Here is a 19954-nt window from a genome sequence, read left to right as displayed (position 1 = left end):
ATGGAGTAGCCCTTATGCCTAGGGAAAGTAGTGCCGCCCAAGTACTGGTCGCCGATGAACAGTCGTCGTTGCTCGATCAATTGCTGGCCAATACCACCATCCGCCCGTCCCAGGAAGGCTATGCCGTGGCCCGCCAAGGCGTGGCTGCGTTCATCAGCGAGATCCTGCAAAGCGGTGATCACGAGCAGCCGGTCAACAAGCACCGGGTTGACCAGATGATTGCCGAGATCGACCGCGCGTTGAGCAAGCAAATGGACGTGATCCTGCATCAGCCGCAGCTCCAGCAACTGGAATCGGCTTGGCGTGGCCTGAAACTGCTGGTGGACCGCACGGACTTTCGCGAAAACATCAAGCTGGAAATGCTGCACGTCACCAAGGAGGAGTTGCTGGACGACTTCGACAACGCCGGTGATATCACTCGCAGCGGCTTGTACAAGCACGTCTACACCGCCGGCTACGGCCAGTTCGGCGGTGAGCCGGTGGGGGCCATTGTCGGCAACTACACCTTTGGTCCCAGCTCGCCGGACATCAAGTTGCTCAGCTATGTAGCCTCCATCGGTGCCATGTCCCATGCGCCGTTTGTGTCGGCGGCCGGGCCGGAACTGTTCAACCTCGAAGGCTTCCAGGGCCTGCCCGACCTCAAAGAGATCAACGATATTTTCGACGGCCCCCGCCACACCAAATGGCGCGGCTTGCGCGAGTCCGAAGACGCTCGCCATTTGGCCCTGACCTTGCCACGTTTCTTGCTGCGCACGCCCTACAGCACTGAAGACAATTCGGCCCGCAGCTTCGGCTACAACGAAACCGTCGACGGCAACCACGACAACTACCTGTGGGGCAACACCGCGTTCCTGATGGCCTCGCGCATCACTGACAGCTTTGCCCGCTACCGCTGGTGCCCGAACATCATCGGCCCACAGTCCGGTGGTGCGGTGGATGACCTGCCGGTGCACCTGTACGAGTCCTTCGGCCAACTGCAGGCCAAGATCCCTACTGAAGTGTTGATTTCCGACCGCAAGGAATTCGAGCTGGCCGAAGCCGGTTTTATCCCGCTGACCATGCGCAAAGACAGCGACAACGCGGCGTTCTTCTCGGCCAACTCGGTGCAGAAACCCAAGAATTTCCCCAAGACCCGCGAAGGCCAGGAAGCCCAGACCAACTACAAGCTCGGCACCCAGTTGCCGTACCTGTTTATCGTCAATCGCCTGGCCCACTACATCAAGGTGCTGCAACGCGAGCAGATCGGTAGCTGGAAGGAACGCCAGGACCTGGAAAGCGAGCTGAACACCTGGCTCAAGCAGTACATCGCCGATCAGGAAAACCCGTCGACCGATGTACGCAGCCGTCGTCCCTTGCGCGCCGCAAAAATCGAAGTGCAGGACGTCGAGGGCAACCCGGGCTGGTACCAGGTGTCGTTGGCGATACGGCCGCACTTCAAGTACATGGGCGCCAACTTCGAGATCTCCCTGGTCGGTCGGCTGGACACCCAATAAATGCGCGGCGCCAGCCTGTTCGAACGCCTGGAACCCGATGCACCGCGCTACCGCCAAGGCTGCGCGGATGAGCAGGCGCACCAGCGTATCGAGGCGATCAAGCGTCACTTGGAGCAGGTGCTCAACTCACGCCAGGGCTGCTCACAAAGCAGCCCTGAACTGGGCCTGCGCGACTTCAACGGCGTCACCCAGGCCAGCAGTGACCTGGTACTGGCCATCAGCGCCGATATCCGGCGTTCGGTGGAAGCGTTTGAACCGCGCATCAAGGTCACGGGCGTGCGCTATCAGCCCGATCCGGACCTGCCGCTGGAGCTGAACTTTCGCCTGGATTGCCAGGTGCAGGTCAACCACAAGGAAGAACAGGTGCAGATCGAAGTGGCCATGCACGGCCGCGACGGCTACACCCGGGTGAGATGAGGATGCGATGGACTTGAAACAACGCTTTGCCGAGGAGTTGCGCTACCTGCGCGAACTCGGCCGCGAGTTCGCCGAGGACAACCCGCAACTGGCGCAGTTTCTTGGCGATCAGGCCGGCGACCCAGACGTGGAGCGGCTGCTGGAGGGCTTTGCCTTCCTCACCGCCAAGCTGGGCATGAAGATTGATGACGACCTGTCGGAGCTGACCCACCCGCTGTTGCAAATGCTCTGGCCCAATTACCTGCGGCCCCTGCCCAGTGCGACCATCATCCGTTTTACACCGCTGCCAAATGCGATCAGTCAGCGCAAAGTGATTCCCAAAGGGACGCGGCTGTTTGCCAACCCTGTGGACGGCATTTCCTGCGAGTTTCGCACCTGCACCGACGTCAACCTGTACCCCTTGGCGTTGCATGCGGTCAGCGATGCCCACAGCCGCGAAGCCTCGACACTGCGCGTCGACCTTAATGTGTTGACCCAGCAGCCGCTCGACAGTCTTGAATGCGACCAGCTGGACTTTCACTTGGGCGGCGACAACGCCACCGCGCTGAACCTGTACCTATGGCTGGCCCATTACCTCAAAAGCATCACGCTGTACGTCAACAACACGCCTTATCGCCTCAACCCCGACGATCTGGGTTTTCCCGGTTTCACCCCCGACGAGGCACTGCTGCCCTACCCGCGCAATGTGTTCGATGGCTACCGCATCCTGCAGGAATATTTTGTGTTCCCGCAGCGCTTCCACTTTTTCAGCCTGACCCGGCTTGCCAAGGTCTGGCCGGCCGTCACCACCGGGCAGATACGCTTCGAATTTCAGTTCTCGCGGCCGATGCCGGTCAATACACACCTGCGCACCAGCGACCTGCATCTGTTCTGCGCGCCGGCAGTCAATCTATTCCGCCACGATGCCGAGCCCATCATGCTGGATGGGCGCAGCCAGGAACGCCGTATCAGCCCCACGGGCAACCGCCAGGATGCGTATGAAATTTTCAGTGTCGACCACGTGGCCGGTTGGGACGCCGCCGACAAGGAGCGTAAAGGCGACCCATTGCGGCGCTTCACCCCGTTCGAATCGTTCCAGCATGAGATCGAACATGCCCGGGGCCGCACGGCACTGTATTTCCGCACGCATATCGAGGAGTCCCACGGACGTGAAGGCTTGCGTCATCGCATCGCCTTTGTGCGCGGCGATGAAAGCCTGTATATCGGCGAAAACGAAGCAGCTTCGATCGAATTGACCTGTACCAACCGCGACCTGCCGCAGAGGCTGGGTATCGGGGATGTGTCGCGGTCTACCGAGGCCACACCCTCGTTTGCCACCTATACCAATCTGATTGCGCCGACGCGCAGCTACCGGCCGGTGTTGGACAGCAGCCTGCACTGGACGCTGATTTCCAACCTGTCGCTCAACTACCTGTCATTGCTGTCGCCCGAGCCGCTCAAGGCGGTGATCCGTGCCTATGACTTTGCCGCCCTGCACGATCTGCAACAGGCCCGCGCCACCCGCAAACGCCTCAACGGCATCCAGGATGCGGTGACCACGCCCATCGACTGGCTGATGAAAGGCCTGCCGGTACGCGGCGTGCAGACGCGCTTAAAACTGGACCAGGACGCTTTTCTCTGCGAGGGCGAGCTGTACCTGTTCGCCAGTGTGCTTTCGCACTTCTTCGCCCTGTACGCAAGCATCAACTCCTTCCATCGCCTGGAAGTGATCAATACCACTAACAACGAGCGCTACGAATGGCCACTGTTGACCGGCAGACAACCCGTGATCTAGCTGACCTGCTGCTGGCCGACGCGCGAAACTATTCGTTTCACCGTCTGCTGGAGCACTTGCACGCCTTGCATGGCGATGACCTCGAAGCACGGCCCCTGAGTGATGCGGTGCGCCGTCGCGTACGCCTGCAAAGCCATGCGGGGCTGGGGTTTCCGGCCTCCGACGTGGTGGAGGCCGCACGCATTGAGGACGATCGTGAAGAGGTGCGCTATCGCTTGCAGACCAGCTTCTTTGGCCTGCACGGTACGGATTCGCCACTGCCCGGTTACTACCTTGATCGCCTGGCCTACGAGCAGGCCCAGGAGCGTGGCATTCGTCCGGCGTTCATGGACTTTTTCAATCATCGTTTGCTGACGCTGCTGCACACCAGCTGGCGCAAGTACCGCTACTACGTTCGCTTCCAGGCCGAGGCCACCGATCGCTTTTCGCGGTACGTCTTCTCGATGGTCGGCCTGAATGACAACGACCTGCGCGGCGCCACCCCGCTGCCCTGGGGCCGATTGCTGAGCTTTGCTGGCTTGATCGCCAACCGCAGCCGCTCGCCGTCGGTGGTGTCCGGCATCGTCGAGCACTGTTTCGACCTGCACGGCGTTCATATCCGTGAGTTCGAGGCCCGCTCGGTCAGTTTTGCGCAACGCCAGCGCCTGGCGCTGGGCAAAGCCAACGGCACCCTGGGCAGCAACTTTGTGGTGGGTGACCGCAGCAAGACCCGCGCCAGCAAGTTCACCCTGGTGATTCCCAACCTGACCCAGGCGCGCTTTCGTCAGTTTCTGCCCAGCGGCGATCAGTTCGGGCGCTTGCGCCAGTTGATGGATTTTCTGCTGCGCGATGCCACCGCCTACGACCTGGAACTGGGGCTACGCGAAGAAGATGTACCGCCGTTCAACCTGCAACGCGCCAGCGGCACTCACCTGGGTTGGACCAGTTTTATCGAGCACCAGCAACAACGCCATCCCGCCGTAGTGCGGATTCGGGGGCGCGCATGAAGCTGACCCTGGTTATCAGTAACCCCGCGCAGTTGCTGCACGGCTATCTACCCAGCCACCGCTTTGGTCCGCAGGGCGGCAGCATTGGCAGTGCCGCAGCGGATTGGCATCTGGTGGATCGTCAGAACAGTGTGCGGCCTAACCACTGCGATATCCGCGTTGTCGAGGGGCGCTTTTGTGTGATCGACCGCAGTGGCTGCACCTACATCAATGGTCATGATCTGCCGGTGGGTTGCGACAGTGCGGTAGCACTCAACGATGGCGACTTCTTGCAAGTGGGCGCCTATCGAGTGGCCGTGCAGTTTGGCGAGCATGCGCCAGGGCAACGCTCGCTCGAAGCGCTGTTCAGTGGTCGCCCGGATGGCCTGCTGGAGTGGCACCTGGAGGAGGTAACGAACCCTCCGCTGGCCGAAGTTGCACCTGTGGTTTGCCCGGAATTCGAACGCCTTTGCCAACCCGTGGATTTAAGCGAGCAAGGCGATCCGCTGCGAGCGATGCATAAAGCGCCGCCGCCCAAACCGCTGGCGGATAGTGGCGCGCCCGCACACAAGCGCAGCTTCAGCCTGTTCAGCAACCTGCGCCTATGCACCTTGTTGTTGGCCTGCCTGGCCCTCGGCGGCTGCACCATGCTCGGCAAGATCGGCCAGGTGATCTGGACCCCTTCTATCCCGGTCGGCGGCCCCGACGACCAGCCCAGCCGCTACTCCCTGAGCCTGCACGCCAGCGATAACGTCAACCCGCGCCTGATCAGCACCGGCACCGCACCGGTTGAGGACGAAAACCGCTCGCCTTACACCCTCAACGTCCAGGCCGCCAGCCCGCAGGCGCTGACGGACAAAGTGCAAACCCTGCTCAACCATCTTTACGAAGCCGTGCCAGCGCAATCGTTGCTGACCCTGGAGCCCACGCCTGCGGAGCAAATGTCGCCCATCGAGGACGCGCTGCTCGGCGCTTACGACGCCCAGGGCGTGAGCCTGACCACCCCATGGGGCAGCCCGGCGCTGGAGCATGTCGCCACGCCGATCGCCTTCAAGGTGCTGCAACTCACCGATGACTCGCTGCTGGTCAACGCCAGCCCCGAAGCCCTGGCCGAGGACCTGAAAAAGACCTTGGGCAGCACCTACATCCGGGCCGACGACTACCTGCTTCAGCCCGGCCAATTCAAGTTCATCGACCTGCGTGCCCTGGATGAAGACACGCGTTTTATCGCGGTGATCGCCAACTACCACAGCAGCGACGTCGGCCAGTGGAAACAGCGCCTGCGCGTCGAGCCCAAAGGCCGCCAGTACGCGGTGCTGGTGCAGTTGGATGCCACCCAGGTCAGCCTCAAGGGAGAAACCCGATGACGCCCTTTTCAGCCGCTTTTGCCCCGAGTAATTACTGATGAGTTCACGCAACCCCGTCATCTGGCATGAAGGTTTGTTCGTCAAGCCCCAACACTTCCAGCAACAGGCCCGCGCCGCCGAAGCCGCCGTGCATCAGCGCCTGCACAGCCTCAACGACGCCCTCTACGGCTTCAGCGAACTGACGCTGAACACCGAGTACCTGAGCTTCGGTAAAGTCGCCATTACCCAGGCACGCGGGATCATGCCCGACGGCAGTGTCTTCGATATTCCCCACGACCTGGCGCCGCCCTCCCCGCTGGAAATCGCCGACAGCAGCGCGGTCAACCAGATCGTTTACCTGACGCTGCCACTGCGGTCCAACGGCGCCCTCGAAGTGCGCTGGCCCGACCAGTACGGCAACAGCCGCTACATTGCCCGCCGCGAGGAAATCCGCGATACCCACAGCGATGACGGCGATCAGGTCGGCATGGACCTGGCCGTGCCCAACCTGCAACTGATGCTTGAACGCAGCGACCGCAGCGCCTTCACCGGTATCGCCCTGGGCAGGATCAAAGACAAGCGCCCCGACGGCAGCCTGGTGATGGATGAGCACTTCTATCCCACCAGCCTATCCCTGCAAGCCGTGCCGGCGCTGCATCGCTACCTCGGCGAAGTGGCCGGGCTGATGCGCGAGCGCGCCAAGAACCTGGCCCAGCGTATCGGCTCACCGGGGCAGTCGGGGGTGGCCGATGTCACCGACTTCAACCTGCTGCAAACCCTCAACCGCTTGTTCCCGCTGTTCCAGCACCTGGCCCGGCAACGCCAGGTTCACCCGGAGCGGCTGTACATCGCATTGGCGCAAGCCTGCGGCGAACTGGTGACCTTCACCGATGAAGGCCACCTGCCCCAGGAATACCCGGCCTACCAGCACGACAACCTGCGCGAATCCTTCCAGATCCTGGAGCACACCCTGCGTCGCGCCTTGGGCACCGTGCTGCAACCGCGCGCAGTGTCGTTGCCCATCGTCGATCAGGAGTACGGCGTGCGTAGCGCCGCATTGAACGACAAGCGCCTGTTGGACAACGCCGAGTTCATCCTCGCCGTGCGCGCCGGGCTGCCGGCGGAGACCCTGCGTCAGCAACTGCCCCGGCAGATCAAGATCAGCTCCACCGAAGGCCTGGAGCAACTGGTCAGCCTGCAACTGCCGGGCATTCCACTGCGGCCGCTGCCGGTGGCACCGCGGCACCTGCCGTTTCATGCCGGCTTCAGCTACTTCGAACTCGACCGCCATCACCCCGCCTGGCAAAGCCTGAGCAGTGGCAGCGGGTTCGGTTTCCATATTGCCGGTGAATTCCCGGAGCTGGAATTGCAGTTCTGGGCGATCAGGAGTGAGAGAGATGAATAAGGAAACATTAGGTTCATGGCGTCATGAGGAGGTCTCCGGCGCCATCGACGTTAGCGGCGAATCGATCACTGTCAGCAACAGCACGTACTTGGCGGATCCAGAGTTCGACATCCGCGGCGTGGCCTGGAACCCGCTGTGCGATGCCGCCACGCCGCTGATCGGCCTGGTCATCCGCCTGCGCCGTCTGGACCACCACCATGACGTGCCTGCGTTGTACCAAAGCGTCAGTAACCAGATCACTGCGATCATGGAAGAAGTCCGCCAGCTCGACTACGACGCCGGCATGCTCAAGGCCTACTCCTACAGCCTGTGCCTGTTGGTGGACGAGGTGGTCATGCGCACCACCTGGGGCAGGCTCTCCACCTGGAGCGCACGCTCGTTGCTCAGCCAGTTCCACGGCGAGACCCGAGGCGGCGAAAAATTCTTCACCATCATGAACAACATGATCCCCGAAGCCGCCAGGTACCAGCATGTTCTGGAGTTCATGTACCAGTGCCTGATCTCCGGCCTCAAAGGCAAATACGGCGCCCACGCCAAGGGCGATGACGAAATACAGAAAATCATCGACCAATTGCACGGATTACTACGCCCTCTTCGCGGTGAAACACCCAAGCGCCTCACCGACCCGCTCACCAACGTCGCACCGCGCAACTACCGAATAAAACGCGCCTGGCCATTGTGGACACCATGGGCCATGGCCGCCGTCGTGCTGACGGTCGCCTACACGATCTACTCGATCCGCCTGAACACCATCACCCAGCAGGTGTTGGTGTCGCTTGAGCGGGTGCTGCACCTGTAACCGATTTTCAGCGCGCTCATGTCGAGCGCCTGCAAAGCCATGGCCGTTTCGGCCATAAACCGCGACCTCAAGGTCGCTCAATCATCGCGACAAGGAGCTTGTCATGCCAACACCCGCGTATATCAGCATCCACGGCAAAAACCAGGGGCATATCTCCAAAGGTGCTTTCACCGCAGACTCGGTGGGCAACGTTTATGTAGAAGGCCATGAGGACGAAATTCTCGCCCAGGCCATCGACCACACAATATGCACACCTACCGACCCGCAAAGCGGCCAACCCGCTGGCCAGCGCGTGCATAAACCGCTGATTTTCACCAGTGCACTGAACAAAGCCTCTCCAATGCTCTATCAAGCCCTGGCCACCGGCGAGACGTTGCCAACCGTCGAGGTCAAGTGGTTCCGCACTTGCGGGGAGGGCAAACAGCAGCACTTCTTCACCACCAAACTCGAAGACGCCACCGTCGTCGAGATCGAAACCGTACTGCCCCATGCACAAGACAGCAGCAACGCCAACTACACCCAACTGATCAGGACCAGCCTGGCCTACCGCAAGATCAGCTGGATTCATGTAGTCGCCGGCACTGAAGCTTCGGACGACTGGCGCAAGCCGGCAGCAGCGGGTTAAGCGCGTACCCGGCTCCGTCGCTGCGGCTCGTGCAGCGGCGGACCCTTCACTGACTTGAATCCTATTAAGGAGGCTCTATGCCTGCCGTCGTACTGGTCGGACACGACCATGATTGCCCTTTGTGCGGCCCCACCACCGTCGACAGCGGTGCCCGCAACATGACCGTCAATGGCAAAGCTGTCGCCCGTGTCGGCGACACCCTCGGATGCGGCGCCGTGATCACCAGCGGCTCACGCTCTATGACCGTCGAAGGAAAAGCCGTGGCCCGGGTTGGCGACACCACCGACCACGATGGAAAACTGGAAAACGGTGATAGCAGCTGGTTGATCGACTGACACTTACATACTGAAATGGAGGCCACATGCCCCGTCAAAGCGACCTGCGTTACACCTTCGAACCGCTGCGGGGCGATCCCTTCGAAGTGGTCTCGTTCACCCTTGAAGAAGGCTTGTCCCAGCCCTTCAAACTCGAACTGGAACTGGTCAGCCATCATCCGGCCATCGACTTCTACCGCATGCTCGACCTGGCCGCGGTGTTCACCATTTGGCGCGACGACACCCCGGTACGCTACGTCCACGGCCTGGTCAGCCTATTCCAACAGGGCGATACCGGTTTTCGGCGCACCCGCTACACCGCCGTGGTCGAACCGACCCTGAAGCGTTTCGACCTGCGCTCCAACTGGCGCATCTTTCAGGCCCAGACCGTGCCCGACATCATCACCAGCATGCTGGCCGAGCAAAAACTGACCGACATCCGCAGCGAAATCTGCTTCGATCACCAACCTCGCGAATACTGCGTACAGGCCGGTGAAACCGACCTCGACTTCATCGCCCGCCTCGCCGCCGAAGAAGGCCTGCTCTACACCTTCGAACACCGCGCCGACGGCCACACCCTCGTGCTCACCGACCGCGTCGGCGGCCTCGGCACCATCGGCACCCACACCGACTGCCCGGTGATCTACCAGCCCATGGGAGGTGGCGACTCCAAGGAGCCCGCGTTAAACCGCTTCCACTACACCGAACAAGTGCGTACCGCACGCCAGGTGCAGCGCGACTACACCTTCACCCACCCGCGCTACGACCAACAGCACACCGCCACCGGCGACCAGGACTTGAAAAACCAGCACAAGGACTACGAACGCTACGACTACCCAGGCCGCTACAAACGCGACATCGCTGGCAAGCCCTTCACCAAGACACGCCTAACGGCGCTACGCAACGACGCCAAGCTGGCGCATGTGGAAGGCGACGATGAACGCCTGCAACCGGGGTTGGCCTTCGACCTCAACGATCATCCCCGTGAGGACTTCAACGACCGCTGGCGCACCATCGCCATCAAGCACGAAGGCAAGCAACACACCAGCTTGCAGGAAGAATCCTTTGGTAGCGGCCTCGGTACCTCTTATTCGTTGAAAGCCAGCGCCATCCGCTGGACCTCGGATTGGAAGGCGCCGCTGCGCCCCAAACCCTGCATCGACGGCCCGCAGATTGCCACGGTGGTCGGCCCGCCAGGAGAGGAGATTTATTGCGATGAATGGGGTCGGGTCAAGGTGCAATTCCCGTGGGATCGCTCGGACAAAAACAACGATCACAGCTCATGCTGGATTCGTGTAGCGCAGGGTTGGGCCGGTGCGACCTGGGGCGCCATGGCCGTGCCGCGAATCGGTCAGGAACTGATTATTGGCTATTTGGATGGCGATCCTGACCAGCCCATCGCCACGGGCCGCACCTACCGCGAGACCAATCTGCCGCCGTATGAGCTGCCCAAACACAAGACGCGGATGACCATCAAGAGCCAAACCCATAAAGGCAATGGCTTCAATGAGCTGCGTTTTGAGGATGAGCTAGGGCACGAGGAGGTGTTTATCCATGCTGAAAAGGACAAGAACGTTCATGTCAAACATGACAACACAACGTTTGTAGGTAATAACCGCAAAGAAGAAGTAGGCAATGACGAGCAGATCACTATCGGGAACGACCAGTCCCACGTGATCGGCCGGGACCACACGCTCTCGTCGGGACGTGACCATGAGACAACTGTCGGTCGGGATCGCAGTGAGCGGGTCGGCAATAACCGCTACGACACCACAACAGCCAACCACCACAGCGAAGTGGGCGGCCACTGCCAGCAAACGATCTCGGGGCAACATCGTCTAACTGCCGGCCAAGGCATACACCACACCACCACGGTCTACCAACTGCAAGCCAGTGAGCGTGTGGTCTTCCAAAGCCCGGGAGGTAGCCTCACGCTCGACGCGCAAGGCATTCACCTCAATGGCATAGCGATAACCCTGCGTGGCCCGGTCAACGCCACAAACCCAGGCAACGGCCAAGCCCTGAAGCTGCAGCTACAGCCCGAAACAGGTCAGGCCTGTGTGGAGAAAAACCGATGAGGCCGGCGAGCGTCCAGGCGTTCGTGGCCGAACAGCATGCGCCCGATGCCACCCTGTATTTATTACTCGACCCCTTGGCCGACTGCGCCGCAGACGATCCATTACGCATAGAGGTATTGCGCCAAACGCTCGGCGACGATGCCGTCACGCCTGTGCATCGGCCCGATCTGATCCATACGCCGTCGGCCTGCCCGGCGCTGGTGGCCCTCGCGACACCCGGAACTTCGCCGTCGCAGGAACTATTGGCGCTATCTGCCTTACGCGCTCATGAGGAGATGGATCGTCACAAGCGTTACGTGTGCGGCTGGCTCAGTAGCAGCGCCCCCTCCCAGGAGCTAAGTGCCCACATCGTTTCGCTCGGGCTACTGCCCTCGAAGCAAGGCCAAGTGTTTTTCCCGATCCATGAGCCCGTTCGGCTGGAGTTGTTGGCTGGCACCTTCGACAAAAATGAGGGGCCCTGGTGGCCAATTCGACGCTGGTTCCTGCCCACCAGCAGCGGTGCCGGCAGCGTATTGGTGGGCGCGCCCGAACGTCGCACCGTACCGGGCAGCCACACGACGGCGGTACAGCAGGACGCCCCCTTGGTTGCGGCCTTGTTGAGCGGTTGGCGTCGCGCACTCCAATTGCCGCTGGCGTATGCCCCGGCTCGCTGGAGCGGCCCTACTGCGCTGCCGCCCCAAGCGGCGGCACACGCCTATATCCATATCCAGCAAGCCCGTCAGCTTGGGCTTAGCCGCCAGGACGACATCCTGACACTCGCCTTGCATCGCCTGATGCTGCATCCGCATCTGCACCAGCACACCGGCTTTCGCGCCGTGATTGAACAAGCGGTTCAGGGGCAAGCGCCGCTCAGCCAACTGCTGGTCCCCTACAACGACATCGCCTTGCAAAGGGCAGTGTCGGACCTGACCTATGCCGGAGCACCTCAATGACCTTGGGCACACAACTGGGCATCGTTATAGCCGAAACCGCCGTTTCAAACGATCAATGCAAAGCCTGCCAACGTAAAGGGTTGCCCATCCTGCCATTGCGCCACGCACTGGTGCCGCGCTCACCGAATGAGCCAGTGCGTCCGGATACCGTGCATATCGATACGCGCCTGGGCTTGCGCACCTTGCGCGCCGGCTACCTGTATGTCTTGCTCGATCGCAAAACCTGGCAGGCTTACCAGATCAGCCCGGACGGTTATCTACGTCAATTCAACCCCTACGCACCGCCGCCTGCCAACGAGACCCCGCTGTCCGATGCGTGCGTCGCGGCCAACCACGACTGCCCGGCCTCGTTCCTCAACATCGACACGGACAAACATACCCAAGCGTGGCTGGCCTTTGCCAATGACCCGTGGCCCGCCAGCGTGCTGGACGCCTACAAGGCCGGTCAGGCTTCAGAGCGGTTCCAGACACTCGACCTCGCCAGCGCACGCGACAACCCCGCCAGCGTTGGCCTGGCCATGACCGATGAAAACCTGCAGGTGGACAAGCAGGTTTACGAATACCAACACCACCCGACGAGCCCATTGCCCATCCCTACCGAACCCGACTGGCGTTTTTATGAGCATCCCCCGCAAGAGGCAGCGCCAAGATTCGACAGCGTGCACGGTTTCCATAGCCGCGCCCATCGCCTGGGCGCGCTGAAGGGCTTCCTGCGCAGCGCCATCCCACAGCACAAGCTCCAACAAGGCGTCCTCGCGTTTGTACTGGATGACATCGTTGGCCTGGTGCAGGAACTCAACGACACGCGCAACCGCTGGGTGCAGCAGCGCCAGGCCTGGATGAACGACCCGGACCGGGCTTATCGCTACCAGACCTCTCAGTTACTGCTGGCCATTCGCGAAGTCCATCGCGAACAGGCAGAAGGCCAGACTCCCCTACCGGCGTCTGTCGAGCCCATGACCGGCGATGGCCCACCGGTATTTTCCAGCCCTGAGCAGCAACGCGAGCGAATCGTCCAGAAGCGCACACTCGCCCACAACCAGAAACTGGAGGAACGCTACGATGAACAGAGCCGTGCCCTGTTTCACCAACTGTATGAGCAGGAATGGGCCAACTATCAGCGTTACATCGACCAAAGCGCACACGCCTACGCGGCAGCCTGCCGCTCCAGCCTGTTTGCGTGTGTCGAGCAAAATGACTACGACGGTAATGACCGCCCATCAGGACGGGCCTACAGCCAGACCATGGCGCTGTGCCTTGAAGGTGGTATCAGTGAAGCACCCGCAACTCAGGATGACGGCCATACCGCCTCCCTGTGGAGTGAATGGCTGAACGACCCACAGAGCCCGATCTACCGCGCCCTTCTCTTGCGTGACAAAGGCTTGCTGGCCGATCTGTTGCCCAGTTTCAATGCAACAGGTGATGGCGACTGGAACGACAGCGAAAAGCTCTACTCCACCCTTACCAAGCTCATCGCCAACGACGACTTCAAGCAGCATGTCCACCCCCGTCTACAGCATGCCATGGCGCAGCTCCTCGGCGCCCTCAATGCCGCTGCCGCCCGCTTGCAACCGTCACTCGGCCCTGGCGTGGGGCGGGCGGTTTCGCGTCTCAACAGTGCCAGCCAACTGCTCTACAACGGTATTCATCTGACCGAACTCAAGGTGAAGATGAAGCTCGGTGAATACTACGCCCTACAATGCGAGCACCTGCGCAACCTGCAACGCAAGGCCGCTGATGCCATCGACCGCACCTGGGAAGGCCTCAAGGACGAGTTGGGCAAAACCGACGAAGAGGCCCGCAAGGTACGCAGACAGGTGCGCCCGTTGATTCAGGGCGGCCTGCTCAGCCTGGCGGTGCTGGACCCCAAAATAGCCAACCTCAGCGTGACCCTCAGCGTCTGGGTGGAAGGCCAGGTCACCGAGCTGCAGGACAGCCTGATGCGCCAGGCCAACCTCGGCGTGGATCAACTGGGCAAAGGTGCCCACGCTGCGCTAGTCGAAATCGCAGTCGGGGTTGGCACCCTGGACCCGCAGGCGCGCAAGGTGTTGCAGGGGGTCAAGGTGTCCTCGTACCTGGCGGCTGGATGGGTTCGCACTGGCTTTACCGGGCTGCGTGGCGCGGTCGGCAGTAGCGGGTTTTTGATGGCGATGGGCGGGATGTACCTGCTTAGCGACTCGCTGAACAAAAGTCTCAAGGAAGCGGAGAAAGCCATGGGCGAAAAGGCCGTTGAGGCCAGGTTGGCGGTGTATGGCAGTAGTTTGGGGGTGTTGGGTGGAGGGGTGGAAATTGTAGGTATTGCACTGGAAAAGGGGGCGGTTCAGGTGCAGAAGGCGGGCAGCTTGTCTGCCCAGGCGATGACTGCAGCAAGAGCGACTGCACGGGTGGGCAACGTATTCGTACGGGCTGGAGGGAGTATTGGTGCTGTGGCAGGGCTGTACGATGCTACGCGAGCGGGGTTTGCTGCTAATCGTACCTCCAAAGCGGGTGACAGCTCGGCTGCAGGTTTGTATGCAATTTCTACGGGAGTTTCAGGTGCTGCTGGGGTAATAGGCATTGTGGCTGCAGCCTCAGGAAGCACGGCGCTGTTAGGTCCACTCGGGATAGCCATACTTCTCGGGTTAGCAGGATATGGTTTGTACAAATGGGCGGAGGGGGAAGAGTCAACACTTCTCGATCGCTGGGCACGCCGGTGTTATTTCGGTAAACACAATGAAGATCCTCCCATTCATTGGAATAAACCTGAACATGCCCATATCGCCATCGCCGAACTGAATGCCGCAACCTTGGGTGTAGAGGCGGGCGTCAACTTCCGCTTACGAATCGTCGATAGCGGCTCACATGGCTGGGGCGGCCCCATGGGCAGCGTGGGCGCGCAGGTCCATGAACAGCACCTCGAATATCGCCTGGTTCTGCCGTTCTTCGACGCCAACCGGTCGGCCTATCGCTGGTCACTGACGGTTCATCGTCACGGCGATGGCTCGGCCAACCAGTACACCGGCGGCGAAGTGCTGGCCGAAGGCGAATTGAATCCCCCCACCCTGGCAACCGCAGCCAGCGAGCGCCGAGCAGCGCTGGCTGTACCCAAACGCCCGAACAAGCCAGATTACCGAGCCGACAGCACCCTGCCCACGCAGGAAGTTCGCACCGTCTCATTGCCCGATAACCGTACCTCGCAGGTCAACGACATTAAAGGCGCAGTTGTACTGTTGCCCGACCGCCGCCGGCACAACATTGAAGCGGCAACCTTGTCGGTAACCTACTGGCCCGATCGCGACATTCACGATGCCTACGCCGAGCTCATCTTGATGGATAGCTTGTAAACCACAGCCTTGGATGAACTTGGCATGGGCATTTGCCTACTTTTCCCATAGCGATCACCAACAGTGTGCCTGCTTATTGGTTGCCTGCTGCCCGCTTGAAGCGAAGGTAAAAAACAGCTCTCAACCCCAACTGGAACTACTCCAATGCTATTCACAACACCTTTACTCGACAAACCTGCTCCTGGCTGGAAGCACGATCTGCCGGGACCCAACGAATCGCCCTCCAACGAACCGTATCCACCCGTACTATCGAATCCGCCCAATCATGTTGACGATGTATATTTTGAACTGGCACGCGCCACAGTGCGAACTCGGGGGATTGGTATTTGGATAGCTCTTTTTATGTTTCTGCTGTCCATGGTTACACCAGCAGGTATGATTAGCTATGTTGTCACGGAGCAACACCTCCCTCCCTTAGTGCTAAGTTTGCTAGGCCCCATCGTATTTATTACTGGCATATGGCTAGGCATTTATATCTGGCGAATGGACGTTGACCCTCCCCGCGACGAACCCATCCGCTTCAACCGCATCCGACGCAAAGTCTACGTCTACCGCTTTTACCGCGACGGCCTAAGGCCCTTCAGCCGCACCGCCTGGGGCGTTCGGGCCGAAGTCTATGACTGGGATAACCTGCGTGCCGAAGCCTGCAGTGTGTACGGCCCCATGGGCAGTGGCGGCCTCATCGAAACCGTCACCCTTGCCGTGGTGAAACCTGGCACCCACCAGGTAATAGATCGTTTTCATTTCGCCCACGAAATTCAACAAGGCGAAATGTACTGGGCCATGGCCCAACTCTTCATGCAACAAGGCCCGCAAGCCCTGCCCGCTTTTCCCCGCCCACCTCGTGACTGGAACAACGAAGACGTGAGCTTCAATCTCGCGCGTCGCTTGGCCCCCAAAGTGCGATGGCCAGCCGAACTAGACCTGGAGTCACGCACCGAGCCCTGACTACAAGCCATCAACCGAAGCAGCCTCGATACAACAGGCTAAAGATTACAAGCGGCGTTCACCCCGAACTTGGAACAGCTCATCATGGTATTTAAAGCACCTTTACTCGACAAACCTGCTCCTGGCTGGAAGCACGATCTGCCGGGTCCAAACGAGTCGCCCTCCAACGAACCGTATCCACCCGTCCTATCGAATCCGCCCAATCATGTTGACGATGTATATCTTGAGTTACCAAGTGGGACCTTCCGAATTAGGGGTGTTGCCGTTTGGGGGGCTATGGCTCTTTTTTTGTTCTCTCTCATTCCTCCCTTCACTTGGATTACCCTTTTTATAACAACTGGAACTGTGCCTTCTTTTGTATTTAACTTCTTTGGCCTCATCGCGTTTATCGTGCCTCTATGGGTATGCGTATTCTTCTGGCGAATGGACGTAGAAGCCCCCCGCGACGAACCCATCCGCTTTAACCGCTTCCGACGCAAAGTCTATGTCTACCGCTTCCACCGCGACGGCCTCAGACCCTTCAGCCGCACCGCCTGGGGCGTTAGGGCCGAAGTCTATGACTGGGATAACCTGCGTGCCGAAGCCTGCAGTGTGTACGGCCCCATGGGCAGTGGCGGCCTCATCGAAACCGTCACCCTTGCCGTGGTGAAACCTGGCACCCACCAGGTAATTGATCGTTTTCATTTCGCCCACGAAATTCAACAAGGCGAAATGTACTGGGCCATGGCCCAACTGTTCATGCAACAAGGCCCGCAAGCCCTGCCCACTTTCCCCCGCCCACCTCGTGACTGGAACAACGAAGACGTGAGCTTCAATCTCGCGCGTCGCTTGGCCCCTAAAGTGCGATGGCCAGCCGAACTAGACCTGGAGTCACGCACCGCGCCCTGACTACAAGCCATCAACCGAAGCGGCCTCGATACAACAGGCTAAAGATTACAAGCGGCGTTCACCCCGAACTTGGAACAGCTCATCATGGTATTTAAAACACCTTTACTCGACAAACCTGCTCCTGGCTGGAAGCAAGATTTGCCGGGGCCAAACGAATCGCCCTCCATTGAACCGTATCCTCCCGTACTATCGAATCCGCCCAATCATGTTGATAACGTGTACCTCGAACTGGCGCGTGCCACAGTAAGGACTCGTGGAGTTGGTGTTTGGTTAACTTTTCTTATGTTCTCGCTTGCAATAGTCGCCCTACTTTCTTTGATCGCATACATATTGAAAGAAGGAACCATGCCGCCGCCCATACCCGGAATTGCTTTACTCATGGGTTTTATTGCAGCTCTTTGGGGAGGCGTGTTCATCTGGCGAATGGACGTTGACCCTCCCCGCGACGAACCCATCCGCTTCAACCGTTTCCGACGCAAAGTCTACGTCTACCGCTTTTACCGCGACGGCCTCAGACCCTTCAGCCGCACCGCCTGGGGCGTTAGGGCCGAAGTCTATGACTGGGATAACCTGCGTGCCGAAGCCTGCAGTGTGTACGGCCCCATGGGCAGTGGCGGCCTCATCGAAACCGTCACCCTTGCCGTGGTGAAACCTGGCACCCACCAGGTAATTGATCGTTTTCATTTCGCCCACGAAATTCAACAAGGCGAAATGTACTGGGCCATGGCCCAACTGTTCATGCAACAAGGCCCGCAAGCCCTGCCCACTTTCCCCCGCCCACCTCGTGACTGGAACAACGAAGACGTGAGCTTCAATCTCGCGCGTCGCTTGGCCCCTAAAGTGCGATGGCCAGCCGAACTAGACCTGGAGTCACGCACCGCGCCCTGACTACAAGCCATCAACCGAAGCGGCCTCGATACAACAGGCTAAAGATTACAAGCGGCGTTCACCCCGAACTTGGAACAGCTCATCATGGTATTTAAAACACCTTTACTCGATAAACCTGCCCCTGGCTGGAAGCACGATTTGCCGGGACCAAACGAGTCGCCTTCCAATGAACCGTATCCCCCCGTACTATCGAATCCGCCCAATTATGTTGACGATGTGTATCTCGAACTAGCGCGCGCGACTATGAGAGTTCGTGGAGTTGGTGTTTGGATGGTTCCTTTCATCTTTCTATTGTCTCTAGGCTTTCCGGCTACGCTGGTTGCTTTTGCAGTTAAAGAGCATAGTGCCCCCCCTACCTCTCTCGTTTTAGTAGCATTTTTTGGACTCATCACAGCTTTGTGGCTAGGGATTTACTTCTGGCGAATGGACGTTGCCCCTCCCCGCGACGAACCCATCCGCTTTAACCGCTTCCGACGCAAAGTCTATGTCTACCGCTTTTACCGCGACGGCCTCAGACCCTTCAGCCGCACCGCTTGGGGCGTTCGGGCCGAAGTCTATGACTGGGATAACCTGCGTGCCGAAGCCTGCAGTGTGTACGGCCCCATGGGCAGTGGCGGCCTCATCGAAACCGTCACCCTTGCCGTGGTGAAACCTGGCACCCACCAGGTAATTGATCGTTTTCATTTCGCCCACGAAATTCAACAAGGCGAAATGTACTGGGCCATGGCCCAACTGTTCATGCAACAAGGCCCGCAAGCCCTGCCCGCTTTTCCCCGCCCACCTCGTGACTGGAACAACGAAGACGTGAGCTTCAATCTCGCGCGTCGCTTGGCCCCTAAAGTGCGATGGCCAGCCGAACTAGACCTGGAGTCACGCACCGCGCCCTGACTACAAGCCATCAACCGAAGCGGCCTCGATACAACAGGCTAAAGATTACAAGCGGCGTTCACCCCGAACTTGGAACAGCTCATCATGGTATTTAAAGCACCTTTACTCGAAAAACCTGCTCCTGGCTGGAAGCGCGATCTGCCGGGACCAAACGAGTCGCCTTCTATTGAGCCGTACCCTTCAGCACTCTCGAATCCACCCAATCATGCTGACGATGTGTACCTTGAGTTGGCACGTGCCACAGTAAGGACTCGTGGGGTTGGTGTTTGGATAGCCCCTTTTATATTCATGATGTCCATGGCTTTTCCGATCAGTTTGATCATGTTTGTTGTGACAGAGCAAAGCGCGCCCCCCTTAGTACTGATTTTTTTTGGGCCTATTGGATTTATCACAGGCATATGGTTGGGCGTTTACGCTTGGCGAATGGACGTTACCCCTCCCCGCGATGAACCCATCCGCTTCAACCGCATCCGACGCAAAGTCTACGTCTACCGCTTTTACCGCGACGGCCTCAGGCCCTTCAGCCGTACCGCCTGGGGCGTTAGGGCCGAAGTCTATGACTGGGATAACCTGCGTGCCGAAGCCTGCAGTGTGTACGGCCCCATGGGCAGTGGCGGCCTCATCGAAACCGTCACCCTTGCCGTGGTGAAACCTGGCACCCACCAGGTAATTGATCGTTTTCATTTCGCCCACGAAATTCAACAAGGCGAAATGTACTGGGCCATGGCCCAACTGTTCATGCAACAAGGCCCGCAAGCCCTGCCCGCTTTTCCCCGCCCACCTCGTGACTGGAACAACGAAGCCGCGAACCTCAACCTCGCCCGCCGCTTGGCCCCCAAAGTGCAGTGGCTGTTAATGGCCAATTAAACTG

General features: G+C 59.7%; 17 protein-coding genes. All 17 read left to right on the top strand.

What is annotated here, in order from left to right:
* Positions 1–14 precede the first annotated feature (14 nt).
* Positions 15–1493 carry a type VI secretion system contractile sheath large subunit gene (gene tssC, locus ACWHXD_RS11375; RefSeq protein ID WP_032892394.1) on the top strand — a complete coding sequence of 493 codons (1479 nt, stop codon included), beginning with the start codon at positions 15–17 and terminating at the stop codon, positions 1491–1493.
* Positions 1494–1910 carry a type VI secretion system baseplate subunit TssE gene (gene tssE / locus ACWHXD_RS11370; protein ID WP_032892396.1) on the top strand — a complete coding sequence of 139 codons (417 nt, stop codon included), beginning with the start codon at positions 1494–1496 and terminating at the stop codon, positions 1908–1910. It abuts the gene before it with no gap.
* A 7-nt stretch (positions 1911–1917) separates the two neighbouring features.
* On the top strand, positions 1918–3684 hold the full coding sequence (gene tssF / locus ACWHXD_RS11365) for a type VI secretion system baseplate subunit TssF (RefSeq protein WP_138762655.1): 1767 nt from the start codon (positions 1918–1920) through the stop codon (positions 3682–3684).
* Complete coding sequence (gene tssG / locus ACWHXD_RS11360) at positions 3648–4670, top strand: type VI secretion system baseplate subunit TssG (protein WP_047710549.1); 1023 nt, start codon at positions 3648–3650, stop codon at positions 4668–4670. The genes tssF and tssG overlap by 37 nt, the downstream gene beginning before the upstream one ends.
* Entirely contained in the window at positions 4667–6016 is a 1350-nt protein-coding gene (gene tssJ, locus ACWHXD_RS11355; RefSeq protein WP_138762656.1) for a type VI secretion system lipoprotein TssJ, read from the top strand. Before tssG ends, tssJ begins: the two co-directional genes overlap by 4 nt.
* Positions 6017–6053: 37 nt before the next feature.
* Entirely contained in the window at positions 6054–7400 is a 1347-nt protein-coding gene (tssK, locus tag ACWHXD_RS11350; protein WP_098952019.1) for a type VI secretion system baseplate subunit TssK, read from the top strand.
* Positions 7393–8199, top strand: coding sequence for a type IVB secretion system protein IcmH/DotU (icmH, locus tag ACWHXD_RS11345; protein WP_032892403.1), 807 nt, complete (start codon positions 7393–7395; stop codon positions 8197–8199). The genes tssK and icmH overlap by 8 nt, the downstream gene beginning before the upstream one ends.
* A 103-nt stretch (positions 8200–8302) precedes the next feature.
* Positions 8303–8824, top strand: a complete 522-nt coding sequence (locus ACWHXD_RS11340; RefSeq protein ID WP_032892404.1) for an Hcp family type VI secretion system effector — start codon at positions 8303–8305, stop codon at positions 8822–8824.
* A 77-nt stretch (positions 8825–8901) separates the two neighbouring features.
* Entirely contained in the window at positions 8902–9159 is a 258-nt protein-coding gene (locus ACWHXD_RS11335; protein WP_047710546.1) for a PAAR domain-containing protein, read from the top strand.
* Between the two features lie 26 nt (positions 9160–9185).
* Positions 9186–11216 carry a type VI secretion system Vgr family protein gene (locus ACWHXD_RS11330; RefSeq protein WP_138762657.1) on the top strand — a complete coding sequence of 677 codons (2031 nt, stop codon included), beginning with the start codon at positions 9186–9188 and terminating at the stop codon, positions 11214–11216.
* Positions 11213–12148, top strand: a complete 936-nt coding sequence (locus tag ACWHXD_RS11325; RefSeq protein WP_499084003.1) for a hypothetical protein — start codon at positions 11213–11215, stop codon at positions 12146–12148. Before ACWHXD_RS11330 ends, ACWHXD_RS11325 begins: the two co-directional genes overlap by 4 nt.
* Positions 12145–15471: a T6SS effector BTH_I2691 family protein gene (locus tag ACWHXD_RS11320; RefSeq protein WP_138762659.1), complete on the top strand. Its 3327-nt coding sequence runs from the start codon at positions 12145–12147 to the stop codon at positions 15469–15471. Before ACWHXD_RS11325 ends, ACWHXD_RS11320 begins: the two co-directional genes overlap by 4 nt.
* A gap of 144 nt (positions 15472–15615) precedes the next feature.
* Complete coding sequence (locus tag ACWHXD_RS11315) at positions 15616–16419, top strand: DUF6708 domain-containing protein (RefSeq protein WP_499084000.1); 804 nt, start codon at positions 15616–15618, stop codon at positions 16417–16419.
* 84 nt (positions 16420–16503) lie between these two features.
* Positions 16504–17307 (top strand): DUF6708 domain-containing protein, encoded by an 804-nt coding sequence (locus ACWHXD_RS11310; RefSeq protein ID WP_499083998.1) that lies wholly within the window; start codon positions 16504–16506, stop codon positions 17305–17307.
* 84 nt (positions 17308–17391) lie between these two features.
* A complete protein-coding gene (locus ACWHXD_RS11305; RefSeq protein ID WP_499085049.1) occupies positions 17392–18195 on the top strand; it encodes a DUF6708 domain-containing protein in 804 nt (267 codons plus the stop codon).
* 84 nt (positions 18196–18279) lie between these two features.
* Entirely contained in the window at positions 18280–19083 is an 804-nt protein-coding gene (locus ACWHXD_RS11300; protein WP_499085047.1) for a DUF6708 domain-containing protein, read from the top strand.
* An 84-nt stretch (positions 19084–19167) separates the two neighbouring features.
* Positions 19168–19950, top strand: coding sequence for a DUF6708 domain-containing protein (locus ACWHXD_RS11295; RefSeq protein WP_499083997.1), 783 nt, complete (start codon positions 19168–19170; stop codon positions 19948–19950).
* The last annotated feature ends 4 nt before the right edge of the window (positions 19951–19954 follow it).

The organism is Pseudomonas fjordensis (assembly GCF_976987115.1).
Note: the sequence above shows the minus strand (reverse complement) of the source record. Positions and strands in the feature narration are given on the sequence as shown.